General features: G+C 66.1%; 16 protein-coding genes. 8 read left to right on the top strand and 8 right to left on the bottom strand.

The genetic code is table 11. From position 1 onward, the window contains the following. Position 1 precedes the first annotated feature (1 nt). Both hemDX and hemC read right to left on the bottom strand, forming a co-directional pair. The gene (hemDX, locus tag QQS38_RS24215; protein ID WP_479647886.1) at positions 2-2,158 is read right to left on the bottom strand and encodes a fused uroporphyrinogen-III synthase HemD/membrane protein HemX; all 2,157 of its coding nucleotides are present in this window, start codon (positions 2,156-2,158) and stop codon (positions 2-4) included. A 15-nt stretch (positions 2,159-2,173) separates the two neighbouring features. Further along, a complete protein-coding gene (gene hemC / locus QQS38_RS24210) occupies positions 2,174-3,157 on the bottom strand; it encodes a hydroxymethylbilane synthase (protein ID WP_479647885.1) in 984 nt (327 codons plus the stop codon). Between the two features lie 241 nt (positions 3,158-3,398). Here hemC and ppc point away from each other — a divergent pair, with 241 nt between their 5' ends. From ppc to QQS38_RS24190, 4 genes are all read left to right on the top strand, one after another. Continuing rightward, positions 3,399-6,368 carry a phosphoenolpyruvate carboxylase gene (gene ppc / locus QQS38_RS24205; protein WP_479647884.1) on the top strand — a complete coding sequence of 990 codons (2,970 nt, stop codon included), beginning with the start codon at positions 3,399-3,401 and terminating at the stop codon, positions 6,366-6,368. A gap of 304 nt (positions 6,369-6,672) precedes the next feature. Continuing rightward, the gene (locus QQS38_RS24200; protein WP_479647883.1) at positions 6,673-10,404 is read left to right on the top strand and encodes a PAS domain S-box protein; all 3,732 of its coding nucleotides are present in this window, start codon (positions 6,673-6,675) and stop codon (positions 10,402-10,404) included. 26 nt (positions 10,405-10,430) lie between these two features. Further along, positions 10,431-11,423, top strand: coding sequence for a response regulator (locus tag QQS38_RS24195; protein ID WP_479647882.1), 993 nt, complete (start codon positions 10,431-10,433; stop codon positions 11,421-11,423). Positions 11,424-11,496: 73 nt separating this feature from the next. Next, on the top strand, positions 11,497-12,702 hold the full coding sequence (locus QQS38_RS24190) for an EAL domain-containing response regulator (protein WP_479647881.1): 1,206 nt from the start codon (positions 11,497-11,499) through the stop codon (positions 12,700-12,702). Between the two features lie 112 nt (positions 12,703-12,814). Here QQS38_RS24190 and QQS38_RS24185 read toward each other — a convergent pair whose 3' ends face one another. Beyond that, entirely contained in the window at positions 12,815-13,567 is a 753-nt protein-coding gene (locus QQS38_RS24185; protein WP_479647880.1) for a class I SAM-dependent methyltransferase, read from the bottom strand. Between the two features lie 218 nt (positions 13,568-13,785). On the opposite strand from QQS38_RS24185, the gene QQS38_RS24180 reads away from it, so the two are divergent. The 4 genes from QQS38_RS24180 to argH all read left to right on the top strand — a co-directional run bounded on the left by QQS38_RS24180 (position 13,786) and on the right by argH (position 17,837). Beyond that, complete coding sequence (locus QQS38_RS24180) at positions 13,786-14,667, top strand: helix-turn-helix transcriptional regulator (protein ID WP_479647879.1); 882 nt, start codon at positions 13,786-13,788, stop codon at positions 14,665-14,667. A 118-nt stretch (positions 14,668-14,785) separates the two neighbouring features. Beyond that, entirely contained in the window at positions 14,786-15,376 is a 591-nt protein-coding gene (locus tag QQS38_RS24175) for a sigma-70 family RNA polymerase sigma factor (protein WP_479647878.1), read from the top strand. Positions 15,377-15,490: 114 nt separating this feature from the next. Further along, positions 15,491-16,324, top strand: coding sequence for an anti-sigma factor (locus tag QQS38_RS24170; protein WP_479647877.1), 834 nt, complete (start codon positions 15,491-15,493; stop codon positions 16,322-16,324). A gap of 109 nt (positions 16,325-16,433) precedes the next feature. Continuing rightward, positions 16,434-17,837, top strand: coding sequence for an argininosuccinate lyase (gene argH, locus QQS38_RS24165; protein ID WP_479647876.1), 1,404 nt, complete (start codon positions 16,434-16,436; stop codon positions 17,835-17,837). Positions 17,838-17,875: 38 nt separating this feature from the next. Here argH and QQS38_RS24160 read toward each other — a convergent pair whose 3' ends face one another. The 5 genes from QQS38_RS24160 to apbC form a co-directional block, all read right to left on the bottom strand. Continuing rightward, positions 17,876-18,718: a lysozyme inhibitor LprI family protein gene (locus QQS38_RS24160; RefSeq protein ID WP_479647875.1), complete on the bottom strand. Its 843-nt coding sequence runs from the start codon at positions 18,716-18,718 to the stop codon at positions 17,876-17,878. Between the two features lie 14 nt (positions 18,719-18,732). Next, positions 18,733-21,012, bottom strand: a complete 2,280-nt coding sequence (locus QQS38_RS24155) for an Orn/Lys/Arg family decarboxylase (RefSeq protein ID WP_479647874.1) — start codon at positions 21,010-21,012, stop codon at positions 18,733-18,735. Between the two features lie 129 nt (positions 21,013-21,141). Beyond that, on the bottom strand, positions 21,142-21,711 hold the full coding sequence (dcd, locus tag QQS38_RS24150; RefSeq protein WP_479647873.1) for a dCTP deaminase: 570 nt from the start codon (positions 21,709-21,711) through the stop codon (positions 21,142-21,144). A 24-nt stretch (positions 21,712-21,735) separates the two neighbouring features. Continuing rightward, positions 21,736-22,224, bottom strand: a complete 489-nt coding sequence (locus QQS38_RS24145) for a superoxide dismutase family protein (RefSeq protein ID WP_479647900.1) — start codon at positions 22,222-22,224, stop codon at positions 21,736-21,738. A 213-nt stretch (positions 22,225-22,437) separates the two neighbouring features. Next, the gene (gene apbC, locus QQS38_RS24140; protein WP_479647872.1) at positions 22,438-23,526 is read right to left on the bottom strand and encodes an iron-sulfur cluster carrier protein ApbC; all 1,089 of its coding nucleotides are present in this window, start codon (positions 23,524-23,526) and stop codon (positions 22,438-22,440) included. Positions 23,527-23,538: the final 12 nt, after the last annotated feature.

Genomic DNA, 23,538 nt, shown 5'->3' with positions numbered 1-23,538 from the left:
GTCAGCCCCGGCTCTTGTAGTTGTGGACGGCCTGCAGGCTCGCGTTGATGTTCGGCACTTCGACCGTGGCGGCGCCCTGCATCACGTCCTTGACCTGCGCGCGGACCGTTTGCGTGCGCTTCGATGCGCCGTCGAAGTAGCGCGCGAGCGCGGCGTCGGCCGCTTGCAGATCGGACTTGAGCGTCGCCGAGTTGCGCGAGAGCAGGCCCAAGCGCGCCGAGAGCATGCGCAGCTTCACGTTCTCGCGGATGAACTCGCCCTGTTCCGGCGTGTTGAGCATGGCGTCGGCATTGTCGAGCCGTCGCACCTGCACGAGGCTCTTGAACTCGCCCGCGGCCGCTTTCGAGAAGCTATGCCACCAGTGAGCGAGACGCGACTCGCCGGTGGTCGGGGCGCTCGCGGCGGCCGGGGCCGATGCGCCGGGCGCAGACCCGGCATGCGCGTTCGCCGCTTCCCCGAGCAAGGGCAGCGTGTCGATTTGCTCGATCGCATCGTCGAGCTTGATCGCAAGGCCGGTCAAGTCGGTCGACGGCGCCGCCTTCAGCTTGTCGATGTCCTGAGCGATCGCACGGCGCACGAGGGCTGCCTGAGGGCTGGCCGAGGCCGCCAGGCGCGTATCGGCGCTTTGCAGCGCGAACAGCGCGAGCTGCGTATTGCCGGTGAGCTGCAGTTGCTCGCTGGCGCTCGAGAGCATCTGCTCGACCTCGGCGAGCGTCCAATCGTCGCGATTGCGCGCGAGGTCCTGGTACTGCTGTTGGAGGGCCTGCTGGGCCGTCTGCGCATCGGCAAGCTTGCCTTGCAACCGCGTGAGTTCGGTATCGGCCTGGTGCGCCGTCGCCACGGCCTGCTCGGTTTTCACGCGCAACTCGGCCGTTTGGGCGTCGAGCGCCTGCTGCCGGGCCGCAAGCCGCGCATCGAGCCGATCCAGCTTGCGATTGAAGGCGAAAGCAGCCACGCCCGTCGCGACGGCCAGCAAGACGACGACGATCCAGACGAGGCCGCCCCGGCGGCGGCGCGGCGTGTCGTAGGCCGGCGGAGTCAACGGCGGGAAGGGCGGCGGCGGGGCCGGCGGGAACGAGGAAGCCGATTCTTGGTTCGTATCAGTCATGCGCGGATGGGTCGAGAAATAGGCCGGGGCCGGTTGTTCGAGGGAGGCGCGAGACGATGCGGATAAGGCGCGCAATGCTCCGAGGATGCGAGCATCGCCGGGGCCCGATGCCGTAATCGTATCAAAACCGATCGCGCGCGCCGTCTCGGCGATGCGCGGGTGCGGCGCGACGAGCGGCGCGTGCAGCAACGCGAGCCGCTCGTCTTCGCTCAGTTGTGCGCGCGCGAGCGCATCGAGGTTGCGCACGGCCTCCGAACTCGTGAGCAACCAAGCATGCGGCGCGCCTCGTAGCAGCGACCGCACGCGCGCCCACGCCGCGGCAGGGGGCGTGGGCACGATGCGCCGATAGGCGCAGACCGCTTCGACCCGCGCACCCGCCTCGCGCAGGCGATCGGCAAGCCACTCGCGGCCTCCGTCGCCGCGCACGATCAGCACGGGCCGTCCGTTCAACGAGGCGAGCCCGAGCCGTTCTTCGATCGCCGCAAGCAACGCCTCGGAGTCGAAGCGCGCGGCAGCATCGCCGTTGCCGTCCTCGCTCGCCGCCGCCGTTGGGCCGGCAGGCGCGCTTGCCGTCGATGCAGGTGTTACCGGCGCCGTGGCGCCGGTGCGGCGTTCGTCCATCGCGGCCCGGACATCGGCCGCAGCCGGGGCCTGGGCCTGCGCCCCGTTCGGTGCAATGACCTGATACGCCGGGGGCGCGATCCCGCGTCGCGCCAATGCAGCCACGCTGCCCGGCCCCACCACGGCGACGGGAACGGCCGCAGGCCACGACAGCCCCGGCGCGGTATCCAAAGCACGATCGATTGCATTGGGTGAAACGAACACCACCAACGCGTAACGATCGAGCGCGGCCAGCGCCGCACGCAGCGGGGCGGCGTCTTGCGCTCCTGCGATCTCGATCAGCGGAAAATCGAACGCCGCGATGCCCTCGCGCTCGAGCGCGGCGGCAAGCTCGGCCGACTGCCCCGGCGGGCGCGTCAATACCGCCGTGAAGCGCGGCGGGTCGGTGCGCTCGGTCGTCTCGACGCAGCCTCGTTCGACGCTCGTCACGGTCGGAGCGTCGTCTCAGACGGCGGGCTCGGCGCCGCGCGCGGCCGCGAGCTCGTCGACGACGGCGCGTGCGCCCTGCGCAACCAGCGAGCGCGCAACGGTGTCGCCCAGCGCGATCGCCTCGGCCTCGCTCGCCACCGGCGCGCAAGCCTCGGCGAAGGCCGCGCGGCTGCCGTCCGGCATGGAGACGCAACTCGCCAGCGACATGCGCTCGCCCTGCCACCTCGCATGGGCGGCGAGCGGCACGTCGCAACTGCCGCCGAGCGCGCGCGAGACGGCGCGCTCGGCCTCGACCGCCAGCCGCGTGGGCTCGTGCTCGAGCGGCGCCAGCCACGCTTGGAGTTCGGGCCGTCCGGCACGAATTTCGATGCCGAGCGCGCCTTGCCCCGCCGCCGGCAAGCTCGTCTCGACATCGAGCCAAGCGCGGATGCGCGCGGCCAGGCCGAGCCGTTTCAAGCCGGCGCTTGCCAGAATGATGGCCGCGTAGTCGCCGCGATCGAGCTTGGACAACCGCGTGTCGAGGTTGCCGCGCAGCGGCTGGACCACGAGTTGGGGATAGCGCGTGCGCAACATGGCTTCGCGGCGCAGGCTGGAGGTGCCGACGACGCTGCCTGCCGGTAGCGCATCGAGCGAGTCGTGATCGTTGGAGACGAACGCGTCGCGCGGGTCTTCGCGCTCCATGACGGCGGCCAGCATGAAGTCTTGGGGCAGCGCCATCGGCACGTCTTTGAGCGAATGCACGGCCAGATCGGCCCTGCCGTCAGCCAGCGCGCTCTCGAGTTCTTTGACGAAGAGCCCTTTACCGCCGACCTTCGAGAGCGTGCGATCGAGGATTTGATCGCCGCGCGTCGTCATTCCGAGAATTCGGACGTCGCAAGATGGATATAATTTCCGCAGCGCATCGCGGACGAACTCGGCCTGCCACATCGCGAGACGGCTCTCTCGCGAGGCGATCACGAGTTCGGTAGGCGGTGCGGCTGTAAGCGTCTCGGAATTCATAAGTCAACACTTGGAAGGACGGGATCGAATATCGAGAAATGGTAGCACGCACGCCTTGCCCCATTTTTGCGCTTGCCGGCGCCCGGCCGCGTCCACCGCGCGCCGCCGGCATCCGGACGCATCGCCACGAGCGCCGCGCCGCCGGAATCTAGGGCGCGCCAGCACCTTTGCAGTCGTTTTCGTCAGTTTGTAGCTGTCTGCCGTTTGTCCCTTTCACTCTGGCATCACTGAGGAACCCACCGTGACGTCTTCCGGATCGGCGCGCACCGCCCGCCGCAACGATGCATCGCCCCGCTCATCCGCCAAGTCCCCCGCCTCGGCCGCTGCGCGCGCCGCCGCGGCGGCCGAGGCCGGCGCCCGTAGTAACGGCGCGAACCGCCCGGCTCCCTCCAAACCGGCCGGCCGCGGCCGCGAAGACAAAGATCAGCCGTTGTTTCAAGATATTCGCTACCTCGGCCGCCTGCTAGGTGACGTCGTGCGCGAACAAGAAGGCGACGCCGTATTCGACGTGGTCGAGACGATTCGCCAAAGCGCCGTTAAATTCCGGCGCGAAGACGACACGAGCGCCGCGCAGGCGCTGGAAAAGCAACTGCGCGCGCTCGAACCCGAGCAGACCGTCAGCGTCGTGCGCGCGTTCAGCTTCTTCTCGCACTTGGCCAACATCGCCGAAGATCGCCATCACAACCGCCGCCGCCGCATCCACGCGCTCGCGGGGTCGGCACCGCAGGCGGGCACCGTTGCTTATGCGCTCGGCCGCCTGGCGTCGAACGGCGCGCTCGATGCCGCCGCGCTCAAGCGCTTTTTCGACGACGCACTGATCGTGCCCGTGCTCACCGCGCACCCGACGGAAGTGCAGCGCAAGAGCATCCTCGATGCACAGCACGACATCGCGCGGCTGTTGGCCGAGCGCGACCAGCCGCTGACCGAGCGCGAACGGACCGCCAACGAAGCCATGCTGCGCGCACGCGTGACGACGCTTTGGCAGACGCGCATGCTGCGCGATTCGCGCCTGACCGTGGCCGATGAAATCGAAAACGCCCTGTCGTATTACCGCGCCACGTTCCTGAACGAAATCCCGGCGCTCTACGACGATATCGAAACGGCGCTCGCCGAGCACACCGGCGCGCCCGCCCACGTGCCCGCCTTTTTCCAAATGGGCAGTTGGATCGGCGGCGACCGCGACGGCAACCCGAACGTCACCGCGGCCACGCTCGAACACGCCATCACGCGGCAAGCGGCCGTCATCTTCGAGCACTACTTGGAAGAAGTGCACGCGCTCGGCGCGGAGCTGTCGGTGTCGAACTTGCTCGCGGGCGCGAGCGACGCGCTCAAAGCGCTCGCCGCCGCATCGCCCGATCATTCGCCGCACCGCGTGGACGAACCGTATCGGCGCGCGCTGATCGGCGTCTACGCGCGCCTAGCCGCGACGGCGCGCGCACTGCTAGGCGAAGGGCTCGTGCATACGCGCAGCGGCGTCAATCGCGATGCCGCCCCCTACGCCGACGCCGAAGCGTTCGCCCACGACCTGAACGTGCTCGTCGATTCCCTTTCGGCGCATCATGGCGCCTCGCTCGCCGCGCCGCGCTTAGCGCCGCTGGCGCGCGCCGCGCAGATCTTCGGCTTCCATCTGGCGTCGATCGACTTGCGCCAGAGCTCGGACGTGCACGAAGCCGTGATCGCCGAGCTGCTCGCGCGCGCCGGGGTGGAACGCGATTACGCCTCGCTGTCCGAGGCCGACAAGCTGAGCCTGCTGCTTGCCGAACTCGAGCAGCCGCGACTGCTGCGCTCACCGTACCTCGAGTATTCGCCGCTCGTTCAGAGCGAGCTGCGCGTGCTCGAAACGGCGCGGGCAACGCGCGAGCGGTTCGGCGCTCGGGCCGTACGCAATTACATCATTTCGCATACGGAGACGGTCAGCGATCTCGTCGAAGTGCTGTTGCTGCAGAAGGAGACGGGCTTGCTCGAAGGCACGCTCGGCCGCGACGCGCATAGCGCGGGGGCGAAGAATGCGCTGATGGTGATCCCGTTGTTCGAGACCATCGCCGACTTGCGCAACGCGCCCGTCATCATGCGAGAGTTCTTCGCCTTACCGGGCGTTCAAGCGCTGGTCGAGCATCAAGGCGGCGAGCAAGAGGTCATGCTCGGCTATTCCGACAGCAACAAGGACGGCGGTTTTCTCACGTCGAACTGGGAACTCTATCGCGCGGAACTCGCGCTCGTCGGGCTGTTTCGCGAACGCGGCATCACGCTGCGGCTGTTCCACGGCCGCGGGGGCACGGTCGGCCGCGGCGGCGGCCCGACCTACCAAGCGATTCTGTCGCAGCCGCCGGGTACGGTGAATGGTCAGATCCGCCTGACGGAACAAGGCGAAATCATCGCGAGCAAGTTCGGCAATCCCGAGATCGGCCGGCGCAATCTCGAGACCGTCGTCGCGGCCACGCTCGAAGCGTCGCTGCTGCCGCAAGGCAACGCACCGGCAAACCTGGCGGCCTTCGAGGAAACGATGCAGTCGCTGTCGGATGCGGCCATGGCCGCTTACCGGGCACTCGTCTACGAAACGCCGGGCTTCACCGATTACTTCTTTTCCTCGACGCCGATCTCGGAAATCGCGGAGCTGAACATCGGCAGCCGTCCCGCGTCGCGCAAGCTGCAAGACCCGAAGAATCGCCGCATCGAAGATCTGCGTGCCATTCCATGGGGCTTCTCGTGGGGTCAGTGCCGCCTGCTGCTGACGGGCTGGTACGGCTTCGGCAGCGCCGTCGCGGCGCATTTGGAGGGCGCCGCCAGCGAAGCCGAACGCACGCGGCGGCTATCCATGCTGCGAAAAATGTACAAGAGCTGGCCGTTCTTTTCGACCCTGCTCTCGAACATGGACATGGTGCTCGCGAAAACCGACCTGGCCGTCGCCTCGCGCTATGCCCAACTCGTGCAGGACAAGAAGTTGCGTAAGCACGTGTTCGAGCGGATCGTGGCGGAATGGGAGCGCACGTCGCACGCACTGTCCGAGATCACCGGCAAGGACGAGCGGCTCGCCGACAACCCGTTGCTCGCCCGCTCGATCAAAAACCGTTTTCCGTATCTCGACCCGCTCAATCACTTGCAGGTCGAATTGCTCAAGCGACACCGCGCGGGCGATACGAATACGCGGTTGCGGCGCGGTATTCATTTGACGATCAACGGCATTGCCGCCGGACTGCGCAATACGGGCTAATGCAGGCCAAGTAGATCGGCGAGCCGAAAAGGCCCGTCTCAGCTACGGCGCCGGCTTGCCCTATGAAAGACGCAGTTCCAAGGGTTGCCCCCGTATTGCACGGGGCGCAACCCTTTTTATTTGCGTCGCGCAATACCCTCCAGCCAACCCTTAAGCGTTTACACCATCGTCGAGCATTCAAGTTTTTCCCCATTGCAGTCGTTAAAAATCTGGAAGAACCCGGTTTTCTCGGCAAACGCATAAACCGGTAAAGAATGCTTGTTCAACGATGACCACCCTTTCGCGTCTCCAACGATCGCTGTCTGTGCTCCCGCGCCTTTTTCGCGTCAACCACGCGATGGCGCTGGGCTTGGTTTTGGCGGTCTGGCTGGCGCTGGGCGCCTTCGCGACCTGGGACGCGAAAACCGAATTGGCCGACGAGCAGCTGCAGGCGGACACGCTCGCCGATGCGCTCGCCGCGCACACCTCTCGCGTCATCAAGGAGGCGGATCAGGTGGCGTCGGTCGTCGCCTGGCAGGTGCGCCGCAACGGGGTGTCCCTGCCGCTGCAAGACTACGTGCATTCGGGACTGCTCGATCTCGACGTGTTCATTCAAGTGGCCGTCATCGATAAGCACGGTATCTTGCGGGCCTCGACGATCGCCGGCTTCACGCCGATCGACCTGTCCGATCGCGAACATTTTCGCGCCCATCTGAGCGATCCCAGCACGCGGCTCGTCGTCGGCCGTCCCGTCATCGGGCGCATCAGCGGACAACCATCGATCCAGTTGTCCCGGCGTATCAACGATGAGCAGGGACGTTTTCTGGCCGTGATCGTCGTGTCGGTGCCACCCGAATATCTGACGGAGTTCTATGGGCCGCGGCGCATCGGCCAGGACGGTGTCGTCTCCGTCATCGGAGCTCGCGACTTCGCCTTTAGGGCGCGCCGCACCGGCGCGCGCAGCAACCTGGATTGGCAGCGCCTGCCCGCGGGGGCCCCACTGCGTTTGGCGCTCGCAAAAGCGCCGCGCGGCCATTTTCGAGCGCCCAGCGCCGTCGATGGCATCTTGCGCACCGTCTCGTACGAAACGCTGCCCGACTATCCGCTCGTCGTGCTGGCAGGCTTCTCGAATGCCGACTTTCTCGCGGCGTTTCGTCTGCGCATGCTTGCACTCGTCTTTGCGGGCGTGATCCTGACCGGGTTGATCGTGGTCGCGGAGGTCTATCAAGGCCGCCTCTTCCGTCGCCTGCGTGCCGCCTCGAAGAGCGAGCGCGAGGCGCTGGCACGCACGACGCGCGAAGCGACGCGCGCCGACGCCCTGTTCACGGCGATCCCCGATGCGGCGCTCGGCTTTTCGGCCGACGGCCACATCGACGGCTACAACCCGCGACTGCTCGAATTGCTCGGCTGGCGCGGCGACGAAGTGCGCACGGGCACGCCCGAAGTGGTCGCGCGCGCCTTCTTCCGCGACGATCGCAGCGCCGAGCGCGAGGAGAATTCGGCGCGTTTCGCCGCGTTGCTGCACGGCGCGGCGCTCGATCATTCGGCAAGCGCCGTGTTCCACTTGGAAACGCCCTTCCCTTGCGTGTACGAAATGCGCGTCGAACGGCGCGGCGCCGATTCGAACGGCGTCGTCGCGCTCATCCGCGACGTGAGCAGCGAGCACGCGAACGAGCAGGCGCTGATGCAAAGCGAGGCGCGCTACCGTCAGTTGATCGAGCTTTCGCCGTATGCCGTCTTCCTGATCCAAGAGTTCACGATCGCGTTCGCCAACCCGAAAGCGCTCGACATGCTCGGCGCTTATTCGGCCGCGCAAATCCGCGGGCTGTCGATCGTCGAGTTCGTGCATGCGGAACACCGCGAGGTGGTCGAAGAGCGCATCGGCCGGCTTCTGCGGCGCTACACGGCGGCGCCCGCGCGCGAAGTCAAATGCTTGCGGCTCGACGGCAACGCCTTCATCGGGGAAATGTCGGCTGTCCCCTACGAACTCGATGGCGTGCGCGGCGCGCTCGTCATGCTGCAAGACATCACGAGCCGAAAGGAAGCCGAGACCCAGCGCGATCGCCTCTTCGATCTGTCGCTCGACCTTACCTGCCTTGCCGATCCGGCCGGCCGCTTCAAGCGCGTCAACCCGGCGTTCACCACGGTGCTCGGCTGGTCCGCCGAAGAATTGCTGTCGCGGCCATTCATCGATTTCGTCCATCCCGAGGACCGCGAGCGCACGATGGCGGAAATCGGCAGCCGTCGTCCCGGCGAGCCGATCGATCAATTCGAGAATCGCTATGTGTGCAAGGACGGCGGCACGCGTTGGCTCTCGTGGAAAGCGATTCAACTGGAAGGGCTCGTCTACGCGACCGCCCGCGACGTGACCGAAAGCCGTCGCGCCACGCGCCAGCTCGAGCAAGCGCGCGCCGATGCCGAAGCGGCCTCGCGCGCCAAGAGCGCCTTCCTCGCGACGATGAGCCACGAGATCCGCACGCCGATGAACGGCGTCATCGGCATGATCGAAGTGCTCTCGCAAACGCCGCTCTCGGGCGATCAAGAGGACATGGTCACAACGGTGCGCGAATCGGCGAATGCGCTGCTCACCTTGATCGACGATATCCTCGATTTTTCGAAGATCGAAGCGGGCCGGCTCCATATCGAGCTGGTCCCGCTTTCCATCGCCCATGTCGTCGACGGGGTTTGCCATTCGTTGAAAACCGTCGCCGAACGCGCCGGCGTGAATCTGCAGAAGTCGGTGTCGCCCAATATCCCGCCGGTGGTCCTCGCGGACGATACGCGGCTGCGGCAGGTGCTCTACAACCTCGTCGGCAATGCGATCAAGTTTTCGGGCGGCCGCCCCGAGCAGCCCGGCGCAGTCACCGTCAGCGTCGAGGCGGCGCCTCACGCATCGCAGCCGAACCGCGCTCAGGTGACGTTCAAAGTGCGCGACAACGGCATCGGCATGTCGCCCGATACGCTGCCCAAACTGTTCAAACCCTTCACGCAGGCCGAAGCGTCGACGACGCGCCGCTTCGGAGGAACGGGCCTTGGCCTTGCCATCTGCCGCCGCTTGTGTGAATTGATGGGCGGCGACGTATCGGCGCAGAGCGTGCAGGGCGAAGGGTCCACCTTCATCGTGACGTTGCCGCTCGAGATCGGCGAGCAGGTCGACGTCGGACGCGCACCGTCGCATTCGGGCGGCGTCGCGGGACGCACGCAGCGCTCGGGCGCGGCCGGCTCCAGCGCGACCAGCTTGGCCGCGGCCGGCCCCGCGCTGTCGGTGGCTCAAGCGCGTGAACTGGGGCGCTTGATTCTGGTGGCGGAAGACGACGCCATCAACCAAAAAGTGATCCTGCGCCAATTGGGCCTGCTCGGCCATGTCGCCGAAATCGCGAGCGACGGGCGCGAAGCGCTCGGCATGTGGCGCGCCAATCGCTATGCATTGTTGCTGACCGACCTGCACATGCCGGAAATGGACGGCTATGAGCTCGTCGAAACGATTCGTCGCGAAGAAGCGCCCGGCACGCGCCTGCCGATCGTCGCCTTGACCGCGAACGCGGTGCAGGGCGAAGCGGCGCGCGCAAAGGCGGTCGGCATGGACGGCTATCTGACCAAGCCGCTGCAACTCGCACGTTTGCAGGCGGTACTCGATTCGCATTTCCCCGCGCACGCGGCCGCCCCGCCCGCCGACGCCGCGCCGGCTGCTGCGCCGCAAGAGGCGCACGCCTGCGCTGTCGATCTCGATGTGCTCAAAGGGATCGTCGGCGACGACCCGGAGGTCGTGCGCGAGTTGCTTTGCGATTATCAGCAATCGGTCGGCCGTCTCGCCGCGGAACTGCGCGTGCATTGCGACGCGGGCCGTGGCCGGGAGGCGGGCGCGATCGCGCACAAGTTGAAATCGTCCTCGCGCTCGGTCGGCGCGCTGACGCTCGGCGATCTATGCGCCGAATTGGAGAACGCCGGCAAGGCCGGCGACCTCGCCCTGCTTGCGAATTGGGCGAAGCAGTTCGACGCGGCCCTAGCCGCCGTCGAGGAGTCGCTCGAGCAATTGCTCGCGGCGGAAATGAAATAAACGATTAGGACTGCGGATCAATCATCATGGAAGATACCGATCTGACTCCCAAACGCGCCGCGGTGCTCGTCGCGAGCCAATCCGTCGCGGACGCCGAACTCGTGGGCAAGCTGTTGCAGGACGAATTCCACAACGTGAAGTTGTCGACGAAGCCCGAGTTCGCGGTCGAGGATTTCGAGGCGCAGCGGCCCACCGTGCTCGTGCTCGCGTTCGATACGCTGGAGGCGGCGCAGGCCTACTACATCGGCTTATATCGCCTGAGCTCGGTGGTGCATGAAACGCGTCATCGCGTCGTCGTCCTGTGCAACAAGCACGACGTCTGGAACGTGTACGACCTGTGCAGCAAGGGGCACTTCGACGATTACGTCCTGTTTTGGCCCGCGACCAACGATGCCCCACGCATTCGCATGTCGGTGCATCAGGCGCTGCGCATCATGGCGGCCAAAGCCGAGGCCGGCGACGTCGCGCCGCGCGCAGCGCCGAGCGGGGTGAATCCGCCGCCCCCGCCCAAGCCCAAGCGCGTCGAAGCCGATACCGACACGGTGGTGCTAGGCGCCACCGCGAAAGACGTTCAAGCAGCGGCATTGTCCGCCGCCCGCGCCCAACAGAGCGCGCCGGCTCAGGCCACCGGCACGCCGCAGCGTCTATGCGTGCTCATCGTGGAGGACGACGGCTTCCAGCAAAAGCTGATCGGCCGCCTGATGACCGGCCTGGACATCGACGTGCTGTTCGCAGGCACCGGCGCCGAAGCGCTCGAGCAGATGTGGGAGCACAAGCCCGACCTCGTGCTGATGGACGTGGGGCTGCCCGATACGAACGGCGTGGAGGCGACGCGCAAGATCAAGTCGATCGGGCAATTCGGGCACGTGCCGATTCTGATGGTCACGGGGCATAGCGAACGCAACATCGTCGTGGACAGCCTGAAGGCCGGCGCCGCGGATTTTCTCGTCAAGCCGTTCGACAAAAACACGCTTCACGAAAAACTGCGTCAGTTCCTGCCTGCGTTGGCGACGCCTTGACTCGAACGCCATGCGCCGTCAGTAAAAGCAAAGCAAGCCGCCGTATCAACCCGCAGTACGCGAAGTGAAGCACATGGAGCAGCCTACCCGCCCCCGGCGTATCCTCGTCGTCGACGACGAGCCATTCGTCCTCAAAGTCCTCGTGCGCCAGTTGACGCAACTCGGCTACGAGGAAATCCTCTCGTACGAGCATGCTCAAGACGCACTGGACGTGCTGCAGCGCGACGACCATCAGGTCGACGTCGTGTTCACGGATTTGCAGATGCCGGGCATGGACGGCGTGGAATTTCTGCGCCAACTCGTGCAGCGCGGGTATGACGGCCAAGTCGTGCTCGTGAGCGGCGAGGATGCGCGCATTTTGAAAAGCGCCGAGAAACTCGCTTATTCGCGGGGGCTGCGCGTGCTCGGCTCGTTGGCGAAACCGGCTACGCGCGAACAATTGCAACAGCGTCTGCACGGCGATGCGGCGCCCGAGCCGCAAGCCGCGACCGCCCCGTACCCGCCCGACGAATTGCGCGCCGCCATCGCGGCCGGGCAACTCGTCGCCTGCTATCAACCGCAAGTGGCTTTCGCCACCGGCGAAGTGATGGGCGTCGAGGCCATGGTGGGTTGGCTGCATCCGCGCGACGGGCTCGTTTCGGCCGAGCGCCTGCTAGGGGGCGCCGAGTATGACGGCGTTCTGAACGATCTCACGCGCGGCATGCTGCAATCCACGCTCGAGCAGGCCGCGCAATGGCAGCAGTTGGGCGACGATTTCCGCATCGGCATCAATCTGTCGATGGACGATCTCGCCGCGCTCGACTTCCCCGACTTCATCGTGGAAGCGGCGGCGCGCGCCCGCTTTGCGCTGTCCCGGATCGTGCTCGAAATCAACGAAGCGCGCCTCACGCGCGACCGGCTGATTTCGCTCGACGTGCTCACGCGCCTGCGCTTGAAGCGCATCAGCCTGCTGATCGACGATTTCGGGACGGGGCAATCGTCGCTCGAGCACCTGCGCGATATTCCGTTCGACGAACTGAAGCTCGACGGCGGCTTCGTCCACGGCGCGAGCCGCGATGCCTCGCTCAACGCCATCGTCAAGGCCAGCCTGCTGCTCGCGCGCCAATTGAACATGCGCACCATCGCGCAAGGCATCGACGACCTCGAAGATTGGCTGGTGCTGCGCGACCTGTCGTGCGAGGTCGCGCAAGGCAATTTCATCGGCGAGCCGATGCTTGGAGACGCGCTGCCGCAATGGGCGCGAAACTGGGCGCAGCGATACGCGGCGTTGCCCAAGTAACGGCGTCGCGGCAAGTTGCGCTCGGGCGCGACGGCGCGCGGCGCGTGCTCGGCTTAGGCGGTGCGCCGGCAATGCGCGCGGCGCCGCTTGCCGATTCGCGCCGCGTCGAGGCTCAACACGCGTGGATCATGAGCGCATCGAGCATGAACGAGCCGTCCTCTTGCACGCCGTAGTACGCACGCACTTCGTCGGGCGCGCCGTGCCACAGCGAGCGAATGGCCGCTATGCGCTCGGCGCTCGTGCGCATGCGCGCCACCCACGACGAAAATTCGATCGACAAGCGCCAACGCTCGCACACGCTCGCCTCGAACCCAGCCGCCGCGAACAAAGCCGACCACTCGTCGGCGCGATAGTTGCGTACGTGCGAACCGTCGCGCAGGAGCTCGACGGCCTGCAAGTGCGTGTCGAGCAACGGGTGATCGGCGCCCGCGACGTCGATGAAGAGCACGCGGCCGCCGAGCTTCAAGACGCGACGCACCTCGGCAAGCGCCTGCGGGACATCGTGCCAATGGTGGGCGCTGAAGCGGCTCACCACCCAATCGAACGATGCATCGTCGAACGGCAACCGTTCGGCCGGCCCTTGTTCGGTGCGAATGTTGGACAAGCCGCGCTCGTTCGCGCTGGCGGCCACCGTTGCCAGCATCGGGGCGGCGAGGTCATAAGCGATCACCGAGCGCGCATGGCGGGCGGCGGCAAAGCTCGCGTGACCGGCCCCGCAGCCCAAATCGAGCACGTCGGCGTTCGGGGTCGAACCGATCTGTGCCGCCAGCGTCTCCAGATCGGCCCCGCTCGCATGCGTCGGACTCGTCAAATATGCGGCGGCGGTCGCGCCGAATGCGTCTGCGACCTGGTCGTGATGTTTCATTGATGCGCTCCTTGGGCCGGGGGATAGGCAAAAAAGACCGGCAAGCCGGCCAGCGCGCCGCCTCGTCGCCCGTGCCGGGGCGCACTACGACCGCGCGTGCCGCTACAATATGACCGTGCGAGTACCGGTACAAGCCAAGCAAATATCCTGGTATGAAACCTACCTGCGTGCTCGGTCGCTGTCGCTCCGTTTTCGTTTCGTCGCCCTAATCGATCGCCATGACTATTGCCGAGTCGTCCCATCCGCGCGCGGGCGCGCCATCCGTCGCCGCCGCGCAGGCTAGCGCGGCCGCCGCAAGCGAGCGCGCGCCGCTCGAAGCGAGCCCCGCGCGCGCGCTCGGCGAGTTCATCCGCGCCCATCGCGAGCGGCTCTCGCCGCAGGCCGTGGGGCTGCCTCCCGGCCCGCGACGGCGCACGCCCGGCTTGCGCCGGGAGGAAGTCGCCCAACTGTGCGGCGTGAGCCCGACCTGGTACACGTGGATCGAGCAAGGACGGCCCGTTTCGGCATCCGCCGATGCGCTCGCGCGCATCGCCGTCGCGCTGCAGTTGTCGCGGGCCGAGCGAGCCTATCTGTTCGAACTCGCGGGCGAGCGCGATCCGGCGGAGCCGACGCCCGCCTCGAACGACGCCCCGGCTGCGCTCATCGCTACAGTCGGGCTCGTCCATGCGCCCGCCTACGTGCTGGACCGCCAATGGAACGCGCTCGCCTGGAATCCGCCCGCGGCAGACCTATTCGTCGGCTGGCTCGATGGGCCGCCCGACCCCATGCGCGAGCGCAATCTGTTGCGCTACACGTTCACGGAACCGGCCGCACGCACGCTGATCGTCGATTGGGAGACGCGCGCGCGGCGGCTCGTCGCCGAATTCCGCGCCGATTCGATTCGTCATCTGAATGACGGCCCCACGCGGGCCCTCATCGATACGCTCGCGGCCGCAAGCGAGGCATTCGGGCGCTTTTGGGCGTCGCAGGATGTCGGCGAGCGCGAGGGCGGGCAGCGGGCGTTCGACCATCCGCTGCACGGGCGCCTCGTCTACGATCAGATCACGCTGCGGCCCGCGCATCGCGAAGATTTGCTGCTGGTGGTGCTGGTGCGTGCGTAAACGGCGAGCGCAGACGAAACGAAATACGGGTTGGCGCGATCGCAATGCCTAACGCAACCACAGCGGCAGTAAGATAGCGCCCACCGCACCCCTATTGCCGTGACGCCGCGCGCTCGCTATGACAACGATGCCCACCGAACCGACTCCGCCCGTCCTCGCGGCCCTGCTTGCGCGTGTGGCGACGGAAGATGCCGCCGCGCTGCGCACGATCTACGAGATGACGAGCGCGAAACTGTTTGGCGTTGCGCTGCGTATATTGGTGAGGCGCGAATGGGCGGAGGACGTCTTGCAGGAATCGTTCGTCAATATCTGGCGCTATGCGGGCGACTACCGCGAGCCGCTCTCTGCGCCCCTCACCTGGATGGCCGCGATCGTGCGCAACCGTGCCCTCGACTACCTGCGCCGGCACAAGGCCGCTTCCTCCGACGGCACGGGGCTCACGACCGAATGGAGCGAGGCCCTCGACGAAATGATTCCCGGCGACGAACGCGACCCCGCCGACTCGGCGATGCTATCCGAGCAAGCGAGGCAATTGAGCATCTGCATGGGGCGCCTCGAATCCGGCCAGCGCCAGGCGGTCGCGCTGGCTTACCTGCGCGACAAAAGCCACAGCGAGATCGCTCAGGAATTGTCGGTGCCGCTCGGCACGGTGAAATCGTGGGTGCGACGCGGCTTGGAAAAACTGAAGATTTGCATGGGACATTCGTAACATGAACGGCCTCCCGCTCAATGGTCGATCGGCCGCCTCGTCGAAGCGGCTGGCCCCTCGCTCCCGCCGCGGCGCTCGTCGGCAGGCAATCCGCTTGGCCCATCGGAGGGCAACTTGAATTTGCACCGGTATCCGGACCTCCTCGATCGCCTCGCCGGCGAATACGCACTAGGCGTGCTGCGGGGCGGCGCGCGCAAGCGCTTCGAGCATATGGCGCAGCACGATCCGCGCGTGCGCGCGGCGATCGAAGCGTGGCAAGCGCGCATCGAAGCCATGCCCGAGTTGGCGCCGGGCGTCGCCCCGCCGGCCAGCGTCTGGGCCGGCATCGAGCGCCGGCTCGCCTTCGCCGGTGCGCCGAACTCCGCCCATGCCGTTGACCGCACGGCGCCGCAATCGGGCTACGCACGCGCGCTCGGCAGGCAAGCACGCGCGCGCTGGTTCGAGTCGCTGGCATTCTGGCGCGGCTGGTCGATCGGCGCGACGGGCTTGGCGCTGGCCGCGGTCGTGGCGCTCGCGGTAACGCTGCGGCCGTTCGCGCCGGAAGGCGGCGCGCCCGGTGGGCAAACCGCGCAAACGTCGCCGTCCGGCGCGGCGAAGATCGAGCGCGTGGCATACGTGGCCGCACTCGTGCCGCCCGATCAGCCCAAGAGCCCGACCATGGCGTTCGTGATGTGGGACGACAAGAACGCCATGGCGAGCGTGCATCGCATGAGCGGCGGGGACGCGCCGCCGCCCGGCAAGAGCGAACAGTTGTGGGGGGTGATGCGCGACGGCCGCATGGTGTCGCTCGGCATGTTGCCTGCTGGCGCCGTCGTCGACATGAAAGTGCACGCAATGAACGCCTACGTGAAGCTTGCGGTATCGGTCGAGCCCATGGGCGGCTCGCGGCGCCCCGACGGACCGAGCGGCCCTGTCGTCTGCGAAGGCGCGTTGATGGCGACAGCCTGAGAACTACGACGCACGAGCGGCTGCGCGTGCGGCGACGGAGCGCGGGGGCAGCGGTGATAAAATCGACGGCTTCCCGCCGGCTTGGCGCACCTTCCTACTGCCCATCATCATGACGTCTCAACTGCACAAAAAAGGCGAAGCCTGGTCGGCTCGCTTCTCCGAGCCGATGTCCGAGCTCGTCAAGCGCTACACGTCGTCGGTGTTTTTCGACAAGCGCATGGCGTTCGTCGACATCGAGGGCTCGCTCGCGCACGCGAAGATGCTGGCCGCGCAAAAGATCATCGGCGAGCAGGATTTGGCGGCGATCGAGCGGGGCATGGCGCAAATCAAGGGGGAAATCGAGCGCGGCGAGTTCCAGTGGCAGCTCGATCTCGAAGACGTCCACTTGAACATCGAAGCGCGCTTGACGGCGTTGATCGGCGATGCCGGCAAGCGGCTGCACACCGGCCGGTCGCGCAACGATCAGGTGGCGACCGATATCCGCCTGTGGCTGCGCGGCGAAATCGATCGCATCGGCGGCCTCATCGCCGATCTGCGCACGGCCCTCGTCGATCTGGCGGAGCGCCACGCGGAAACGATCATGCCGGGCTTCACGCATCTGCAAGTGGCGCAGCCCGTCACGTTCGGCCACCATCTGCTCGCCTACGTCGAAATGTTCGGCCGCGACGCCGAGCGCATGCGCGATTGCCGCGCGCGGGTGAACCGCCTGCCGCTCGGTGCGGCGGCGCTCGCGGGCACGACCTACCCGATCGATCGGCATGCGGTGGCGAAGACGCTCGGTTTCGACGGCATTTGCGCGAACTCGCTCGACGCCGTCTCCGATCGCGATTTCGCAATCGAATTCACCGCAGCCGCCGCACTCGTCATGACGCACGTTTCGCGTCTGTCGGAGGAACTCGTACTGTGGATGAGCCCGCGCGTGGGCTTCATCGATTTGGCCGATCGCTTTTGCACCGGCTCGTCGATCATGCCGCAGAAGAAGAATCCCGACGTGCCCGAGCTCGCGCGCGGCAAGACGGGCCGCGTGAATGGGCACCTAGTGGCGCTCCTCACGCTGATGAAAGGCCAGCCGCTGGCTTATAACAAGGACAATCAGGAAGACAAGGAGCCGCTGTTCGACACGGTCGATACCGTTGCCGATACGCTGCGCATCTTCGCCGAAATGGTGGCCGGCATCACGGTCAAGCCCGAAGCCATGCGCGCCGCGGCGCTGCAAGGGTTCTCCACGGCGACCGATTTGGCCGACTACCTCGTCAAGCGCGGGCTGCCGTTTCGCGACGCGCACGAAGCGGTCGCGCATGCGGTGCGCATTTGCGTAGACCGCGGCTGCGATCTGGCCGATCTCACCCTCGAGGAAATGCGCGCAGAGTTGCCGAACGTCGCGCACTTGATCGGCGAAGACGTGTTCGATTATTTGACGCTGGAAGGGTCGGTCGCGAGCCGCAATCATCCGGGCGGGACCGCGCCAGATCAAGTGCGGGCGGCGGTGGCGGCGGTGCGCAAAACGCTGTAGTTCGAGGCGGCGGCAACGCGCCGCCTAGGCCCTCGACTTCAATCGTTGCCCACCGTCTCCGACAAGCGCTTGACCGTCGCGACGCGCTCGCCGATCAAATCCGCGCGCTCGGCTTCCGTTCCGAGCGCGGCGGTCGCGTCGAAGTACGCCGTCCAGGCCCGTTGAGCCCGTGCCAAAACCGGACGAGCATGCACCGGCAGCTTGTCGCGCAAAGCACGCGTGTACCTTCGCAAGTCGAACTGCGCGTGCTCGCACGCCGCATCGGCCGTGCACGGGCGCATGCGCTCGTTGTGCGCCCTAGCATCCTCGCTCTGAGTGCGCGCCGCCACCGAAGTAGCCGACGCCGCTGAAACGGCGCCGCCCCCGGACGCCCCGGACGCCCCCGATGCCGCCGCTCCCGAACCCGCCGCGGAAGCCGCCACAGGCGGCGCCGGCGGCGCAAACCTCGCCGCAGCATGCCGCACCGCCAGCGCACGGTCGCGCACCGACTGCAGCAACACATTCGCTTGCGTGATCGAATACGCACTGCCGCGCGTGGTCTCGAACACGGCGTGCACGAGCAGCGCCTCTTCCTTGCGCCAGGCCAGCCAGCGCTTCTGACTCTCATCCCAAGCGCGCCGCGCGCTGTCGGGAGCATCGCTATCGATACCGCGCATCGCTCCATCGATCGCCGCCTGCCACGCATCGCGCGCCGCGTCGATGCATTGCACCTGCCCGGCCGTCGTCGATCGATCCGCCCGTGCGAAGCAATTTTGCATCGTGGTGTCGATCGGATCGGCCCGTGCGGCTTCCGCGCGTGCGAGAACCGGCGCGGCCGCAACCGTGGCGGCGATCAGCGCGCCAAGTGCCGCCGACTTCGCCCGAGCGCCGAGGAGATTCATCGAATGCCACATCGTCAAACGCGCACGCAGTCGACGAAATATTCGGTATGCCCGTTCACCGTCTCGGCCACGAGCCCGTGTATATCCGTCGAGAAACCGGGGAAGCGCTCGTTGAATTCGCGCGCGAACCGCAGGTAGTTCACGATCGTCTTGTTGAAGCGTTCGCCCGGAATCAGCAGCGGAATGCCGGGCGGATACGGCGTGAGCAAGATGCTCGTGACACGCCCTTCGAGCTCGTCGATCGGCACGCGATCGATCTCGCGGTGCGCGAGCTTGGCGAAGGCGTCGGACGGCTTCATCGCAGGCTCCATGTTCGACAGGTACATCTCGGTCGTCAAACGCGCGATGTCGTTCGCGCGATAAACGCTGTGGATGGCCTGGCACAAATCGCGCAGGCCCATGCGCTCGTAGGCCGGGTGCTGCGCGACGAACTCGGGCAGCACGCGCCAAAGCGGCTGGTTCGTATCGTAATCGTCCTTGAACTGCTGCAATTCGGTGACCATCGAGTTCCATCGGCCTTTCGTGATGCCGATCGTGAACATGATGAAGAACGAATAGAGGCCCGTTTTTTCGACGATGATGCCGTGCTCGGCCAAGTACTTCGTGACGATGGCGGCCGGAATGCCCGATTCGCCGAAGTCGCCCGCCATGTCCAGGCCCGGCGTCACGATCGTCGCCTTGATCGGATCGAGCATGTTGAAGCCGTCGGCCAGGGGACCGAAGCCGTGCCAGCGATCTTCGGCGTGCAAGATCCAATCGTCGCGCGAGCCGATGCCCTCATCGGCGAGCGCATCGGGGCCCCATACTTGGAAGAACCAGTCCTCGCCGTATTCGGCGTCGACTTTGCGCATCGCGCGACGAAAATCGAGCGCTTCGGCAATCGACTCCTCGACGAGCGCCGTGCCCCCGGGCGGCTCCATCATGGCGGCCGCGACGTCGCACGAAGCGATGATCGCGTATTGCGGGCTAGTCGACGTGTGCATCAAGTACGCTTCGTTGAAGCGGTGGCGGTCGAATACGCCATGCTCCGAGTCCTGCACGACGATCTGCGAAGCCTGCGAAATGCCCGCGAGCAACTTATGGGTGGAGTGCGTCGCGAACACGAGCGCGCCTGTGCGGGGGCGCCCCGCGCCGATCGCGTGCATGTCTTGATAGAACGAATGGAATTCGGCGTGCGGCAGCCAGGCCTCGTCGAAGTGCAGCGTATCGAGAAAATCGCCGAGCAACGCCTTGATCATCTCGACGTTGTAGACCACCCCGTCGTAGGTGCTCTGCGTGATGGTGAGAATGCGCGGCTTCAAGTTCGGATCTTTTTCGAGCGCCTCGCGCGCGAACGGGTTCGCCAGAATCTTCTTGCGAATGTTCTCCGGCTTGAACTCGTCGAGCGGGATCGGGCCGATGATGCCGAAGTTGTTGCGCGTCGGCGTGAGGAACACCGGAATCGCACCCGTCATCGTGATCGCGTGCAAGATCGACTTGTGGCAGTTGCGGTCGACCACGACGATATCCCCCGGCGCCACCGTGGCGTGCCAGACGATTTTGTTCGACGTCGAAGTGCCGTTCGTCACGAAGAACAGGTGGTCGGCGCTGAAAATGCGTGCGGCGTTGCGCTCGGAGGCGGCCACGGGCCCGATATGATCGAGCAACTGGCCCAGTTCGTCGACGGCGTTGCAGACGTCGGCGCGCAACATGTTCTCGCCGAAGAACTGGTGGAACATCTGCCCGAGCGGGCTCTTCAGGAATGCCACGCCGCCCGAGTGGCCAGGGCAGTGCCACGAGTACGAGCCTTCGTCGGCATACTTGACGAGTTCCTTGAAGAACGGGGGCGCGAGCGAATCGAGATAAACCTTCACCTCACGCACGATATGGCGCGCGACGAACTCGGGCGTGTCCTCGAACATGTGGATGAAGCCGTGCAACTCGCGCAGGATGTCGTTCGGCAGATGGCGCGACGTGCGCGTCTCGCCGTAGAGAAAAATCGGGATATCGGCGTTGCGGCGGCGCACCTCGGTCACGAACGCGCGCAATTCCAAGATCGCCGTCGCCAGCTCGGGCAATTCCCCATCCGGCCCCGTTTCGCCGAGCATCAGCTCGTCGTCGTCGATCGACAAGATAAAGCACGAGGCGCGGCTCGATTGCTGCGCGAACGAGGTGAGGTCGCCGTAGCTCGTCAGGCCGAGCACTTCCACGCCCTCCCCCTGGATCGCTTCGGCCAACGCGCGAATGCCCGATCCGGAAATGTTCTCGGAGCGGAAATCTTCGTCGATGATGACGACGGGGAAACGAAACTTCATGGACCGAATCTCCAAAACACTACGACCGCGGGCCCGGGGCTCTCGCATCCCACGTGCCAGCGGCCGCTGAAACTACTTAGTTTCTCTGCGCTACGCGTCCGTTGTATGACGGTATGAGAAGCCGCAGCGCTAAGTCTTGGGCAGCGTCACGCCGTGCTGCCCCTGATATTTCCCGCCGCGATCGGCGTAGGACACCTCACACACTTCGTCGCTCTCGAAGAACAGCACTTGCGCCACGCCTTCGTTCGCGTAGATCTTCGCCGGCAGCGGCGTGGTATTCGAAAATTCGAGCGTGACGTAGCCTTCCCATTCGGGCTCGAACGGCGTCACGTTGACGATGATGCCGCAGCGCGCATACGTCGATTTGCCGAGGCACACCGTGAGCACGTTGCGCGGAATCCGAAAATATTCGACGGTGCGCGCGAGGGCGAACGAGTTCGGCGGAATGATGCACACGTCGCCTTTGAAATCGACGAACGATTTCTCGTCGAAGTTCTTCGGATCGACGATCGTCGAATTGATGTTCGTGAAGATCTTGAATTCGTCGGCGCAGCGAATGTCGTAGCCGTAGCTCGACGTGCCGTAGCTGACGATCTTGCGGCCGTCTTCGGAGGTGCGCATTTGATCGGGCACGAACGGCTCGATCATGTTGTGCTGCTCGGCCATGCGCCGAATCCACTTGTCGGATTTGATTGTCATAAAAAGACGCTGAAAAAAGCGGATTTACTGCCGGATCACGCCGCACGCGAGCGCCGGGCCCACATTGCGGTCGGGAAACGCCGGATCGCCCGCCTCGCGGGCGACGCTCACCGAGCGGCCAATCACGGAACGCACGCCGTCGAGCGCCACGTCGGGCGCGACGATGAACCCAGCCGCCACGCCCGCCGCGTCCGCATGGATGTTGCCCAAATCGCCCGCGCGGCGCACGCCGGCTTTCAAGCGATCGGCCGCCGGCGCGAACACCGGGCCGGCGCTCGACGCGTCAGCCGCATTGCAATCGCCGCGCTCGCGCACTTGCAGCGCGTGATCGGTGTTGCGCGGGAGCCCGACGAGGTTGTACGTCACTTGCACGCCGTCCGAGCGTTCGATGAACGTGACGGAGCCGCGCGCGGTGTTGCCCACCGTGGGCAATACTTGCGCGTTGGCGCGCTTTTCGTGGGGGCCGAACAAGGCGGCGCAGCCGCCGAGCACCGTGCTGGCCGCCAGCACCATGCCGGCCACCGCCACGACACCCGCGCGCTGGGGACGCCATCCGCCGGTGGGTTCTCTCATGCGATCCTCATGCCGGTACGCGGCGCCCGTCGCGCCGCCGAGCCGGACTCAAGCGAAGGCGACATGATACCGCGACGCGCACGGCGCAAGCATAAACGGGTCCTTGCGCCGCGCGGCACAGTGCGCAGGCGCATACCGTGGGACCAGCCAGGCTCACGTATCTTGGACGACGATCGTCGGAAACTTCGCGCTCATATCCTTGGCGCGCTCGGCGATGCGGATCGCGACCTTGCGGGCGATGGCGCGGTAAGTCTCGGCCACCCGGCTGTGCGGGTCGGCCACGACGCTAGGGTGACCGCTGTCCGCTCGTTCGCGAATGCCGATGTCGAGCGGCAAGTTGCCGAGCACTTCGACGCCGTAATCCTTGGCCATGCGCTCCGCGCCCCCCGTGCCGAAGATGTGCTCGGCATGACCGCAGTTCGAGCAGACATGGATGCTCATGTTTTCGACGAGGCCGAGGATCGGCACGCCCACCTTCTCGAACATCTTGAGGCCCTTTTTCGCATCGATCAGCGCGATATCCTGCGGCGTCGTGACGATGACGGCGCCCGTCACCGGCACGCGCTGCGCGAGCGTCAATTGAATGTCGCCGGTTCCCGGCGGCATATCGACGACGAGGTAGTCGAGCTCGCCCCAATTCGTCTGGCGCAAAAGCTGCTCGAGCGCCGAGGTGACCATCGGGCCGCGCCAGACCATCGGGTTGTCCTGATCGACGAGAAACCCGATCGAATTGGCCTCGATCCCATGCCCCTTCATCGGATTCATCGATTGCCCGTCGGGCGACTCGGGACGGCCTTCGATACCGAGCATCGTCGGCAACGACGGGCCGTAAATGTCGGCATCGAGAATGCCCACCGCCGCGCCTTCGCTCGCCAGGGCAAGCGCGAGATTGACGGCCGTCGTGCTCTTGCCGACGCCGCCCTTGCCCGAGGCCACGGCCACGATGTTCTTGACTTTCGGCAGCAACTTCACGCCCGGCTGCACGGTATGCGCGACGATGGACTGCGACACCGTGACGCCCGCCCGCTCGACGCCGGGGACCTGTAGAAGCGCCTGCTCGACGACCGAGCGCACCGCGTCGAACTGGCTCTTGGCCGGATAGCCGAGCACGATTTCGACGCTGACCGCCGCGCCGTCGACACTTACGTTCTTGACGCCCTTGCCGGCCGCGAACGGGCGGCCCGTGTTGGGATCGACCACGGCCGCGAGAGCGGCGTCGACCAGGGCCCGATCAATACTCATCGATTCGACTCC

It is taken from the genome of Trinickia sp. Z7, assembly GCF_056498045.1.
Note: the sequence above shows the minus strand (reverse complement) of the source record. Positions and strands in the feature narration are given on the sequence as shown.

What these genes read in the sequence shown, in the direction of transcription:
- QQS38_RS24190 (WP_479647881.1), top strand. Translation starts at nt 11,497, where the DNA reads ATGGAGCAGCCTACCCGCCCCCGGCGTATCCTCGTCGTCGACGACGAG.
- QQS38_RS24180 (WP_479647879.1), top strand. Translation starts at nt 13,786, where the DNA reads ATGACTATTGCCGAGTCGTCCCATCCGCGCGCGGGCGCGCCATCCGTC.
- QQS38_RS24145 (WP_479647900.1), bottom strand. Translation starts at nt 22,224, where the DNA reads ATGGTGCTGGCGGCCAGCACGGTGCTCGGCGGCTGCGCCGCCTTGTTC.
- QQS38_RS24185 (WP_479647880.1), bottom strand. Translation starts at nt 13,567, where the DNA reads ATGAAACATCACGACCAGGTCGCAGACGCATTCGGCGCGACCGCCGCC.
- QQS38_RS24160 (WP_479647875.1), bottom strand. Translation starts at nt 18,718, where the DNA reads ATGAATCTCCTCGGCGCTCGGGCGAAGTCGGCGGCACTTGGCGCGCTG.
- argH (WP_479647876.1), top strand. Translation starts at nt 16,434, where the DNA reads ATGACGTCTCAACTGCACAAAAAAGGCGAAGCCTGGTCGGCTCGCTTC.
- dcd (WP_479647873.1), bottom strand. Translation starts at nt 21,711, where the DNA reads ATGACAATCAAATCCGACAAGTGGATTCGGCGCATGGCCGAGCAGCAC.
- apbC (WP_479647872.1), bottom strand. Translation starts at nt 23,526, where the DNA reads ATGAGTATTGATCGGGCCCTGGTCGACGCCGCTCTCGCGGCCGTGGTC.
- QQS38_RS24175 (WP_479647878.1), top strand. Translation starts at nt 14,786, where the DNA reads ATGACAACGATGCCCACCGAACCGACTCCGCCCGTCCTCGCGGCCCTG.
- QQS38_RS24155 (WP_479647874.1), bottom strand. Translation starts at nt 21,012, where the DNA reads ATGAAGTTTCGTTTCCCCGTCGTCATCATCGACGAAGATTTCCGCTCC.
- QQS38_RS24195 (WP_479647882.1), top strand. Translation starts at nt 10,431, where the DNA reads ATGGAAGATACCGATCTGACTCCCAAACGCGCCGCGGTGCTCGTCGCG.
- hemC (WP_479647885.1), bottom strand. Translation starts at nt 3,157, where the DNA reads ATGAATTCCGAGACGCTTACAGCCGCACCGCCTACCGAACTCGTGATC.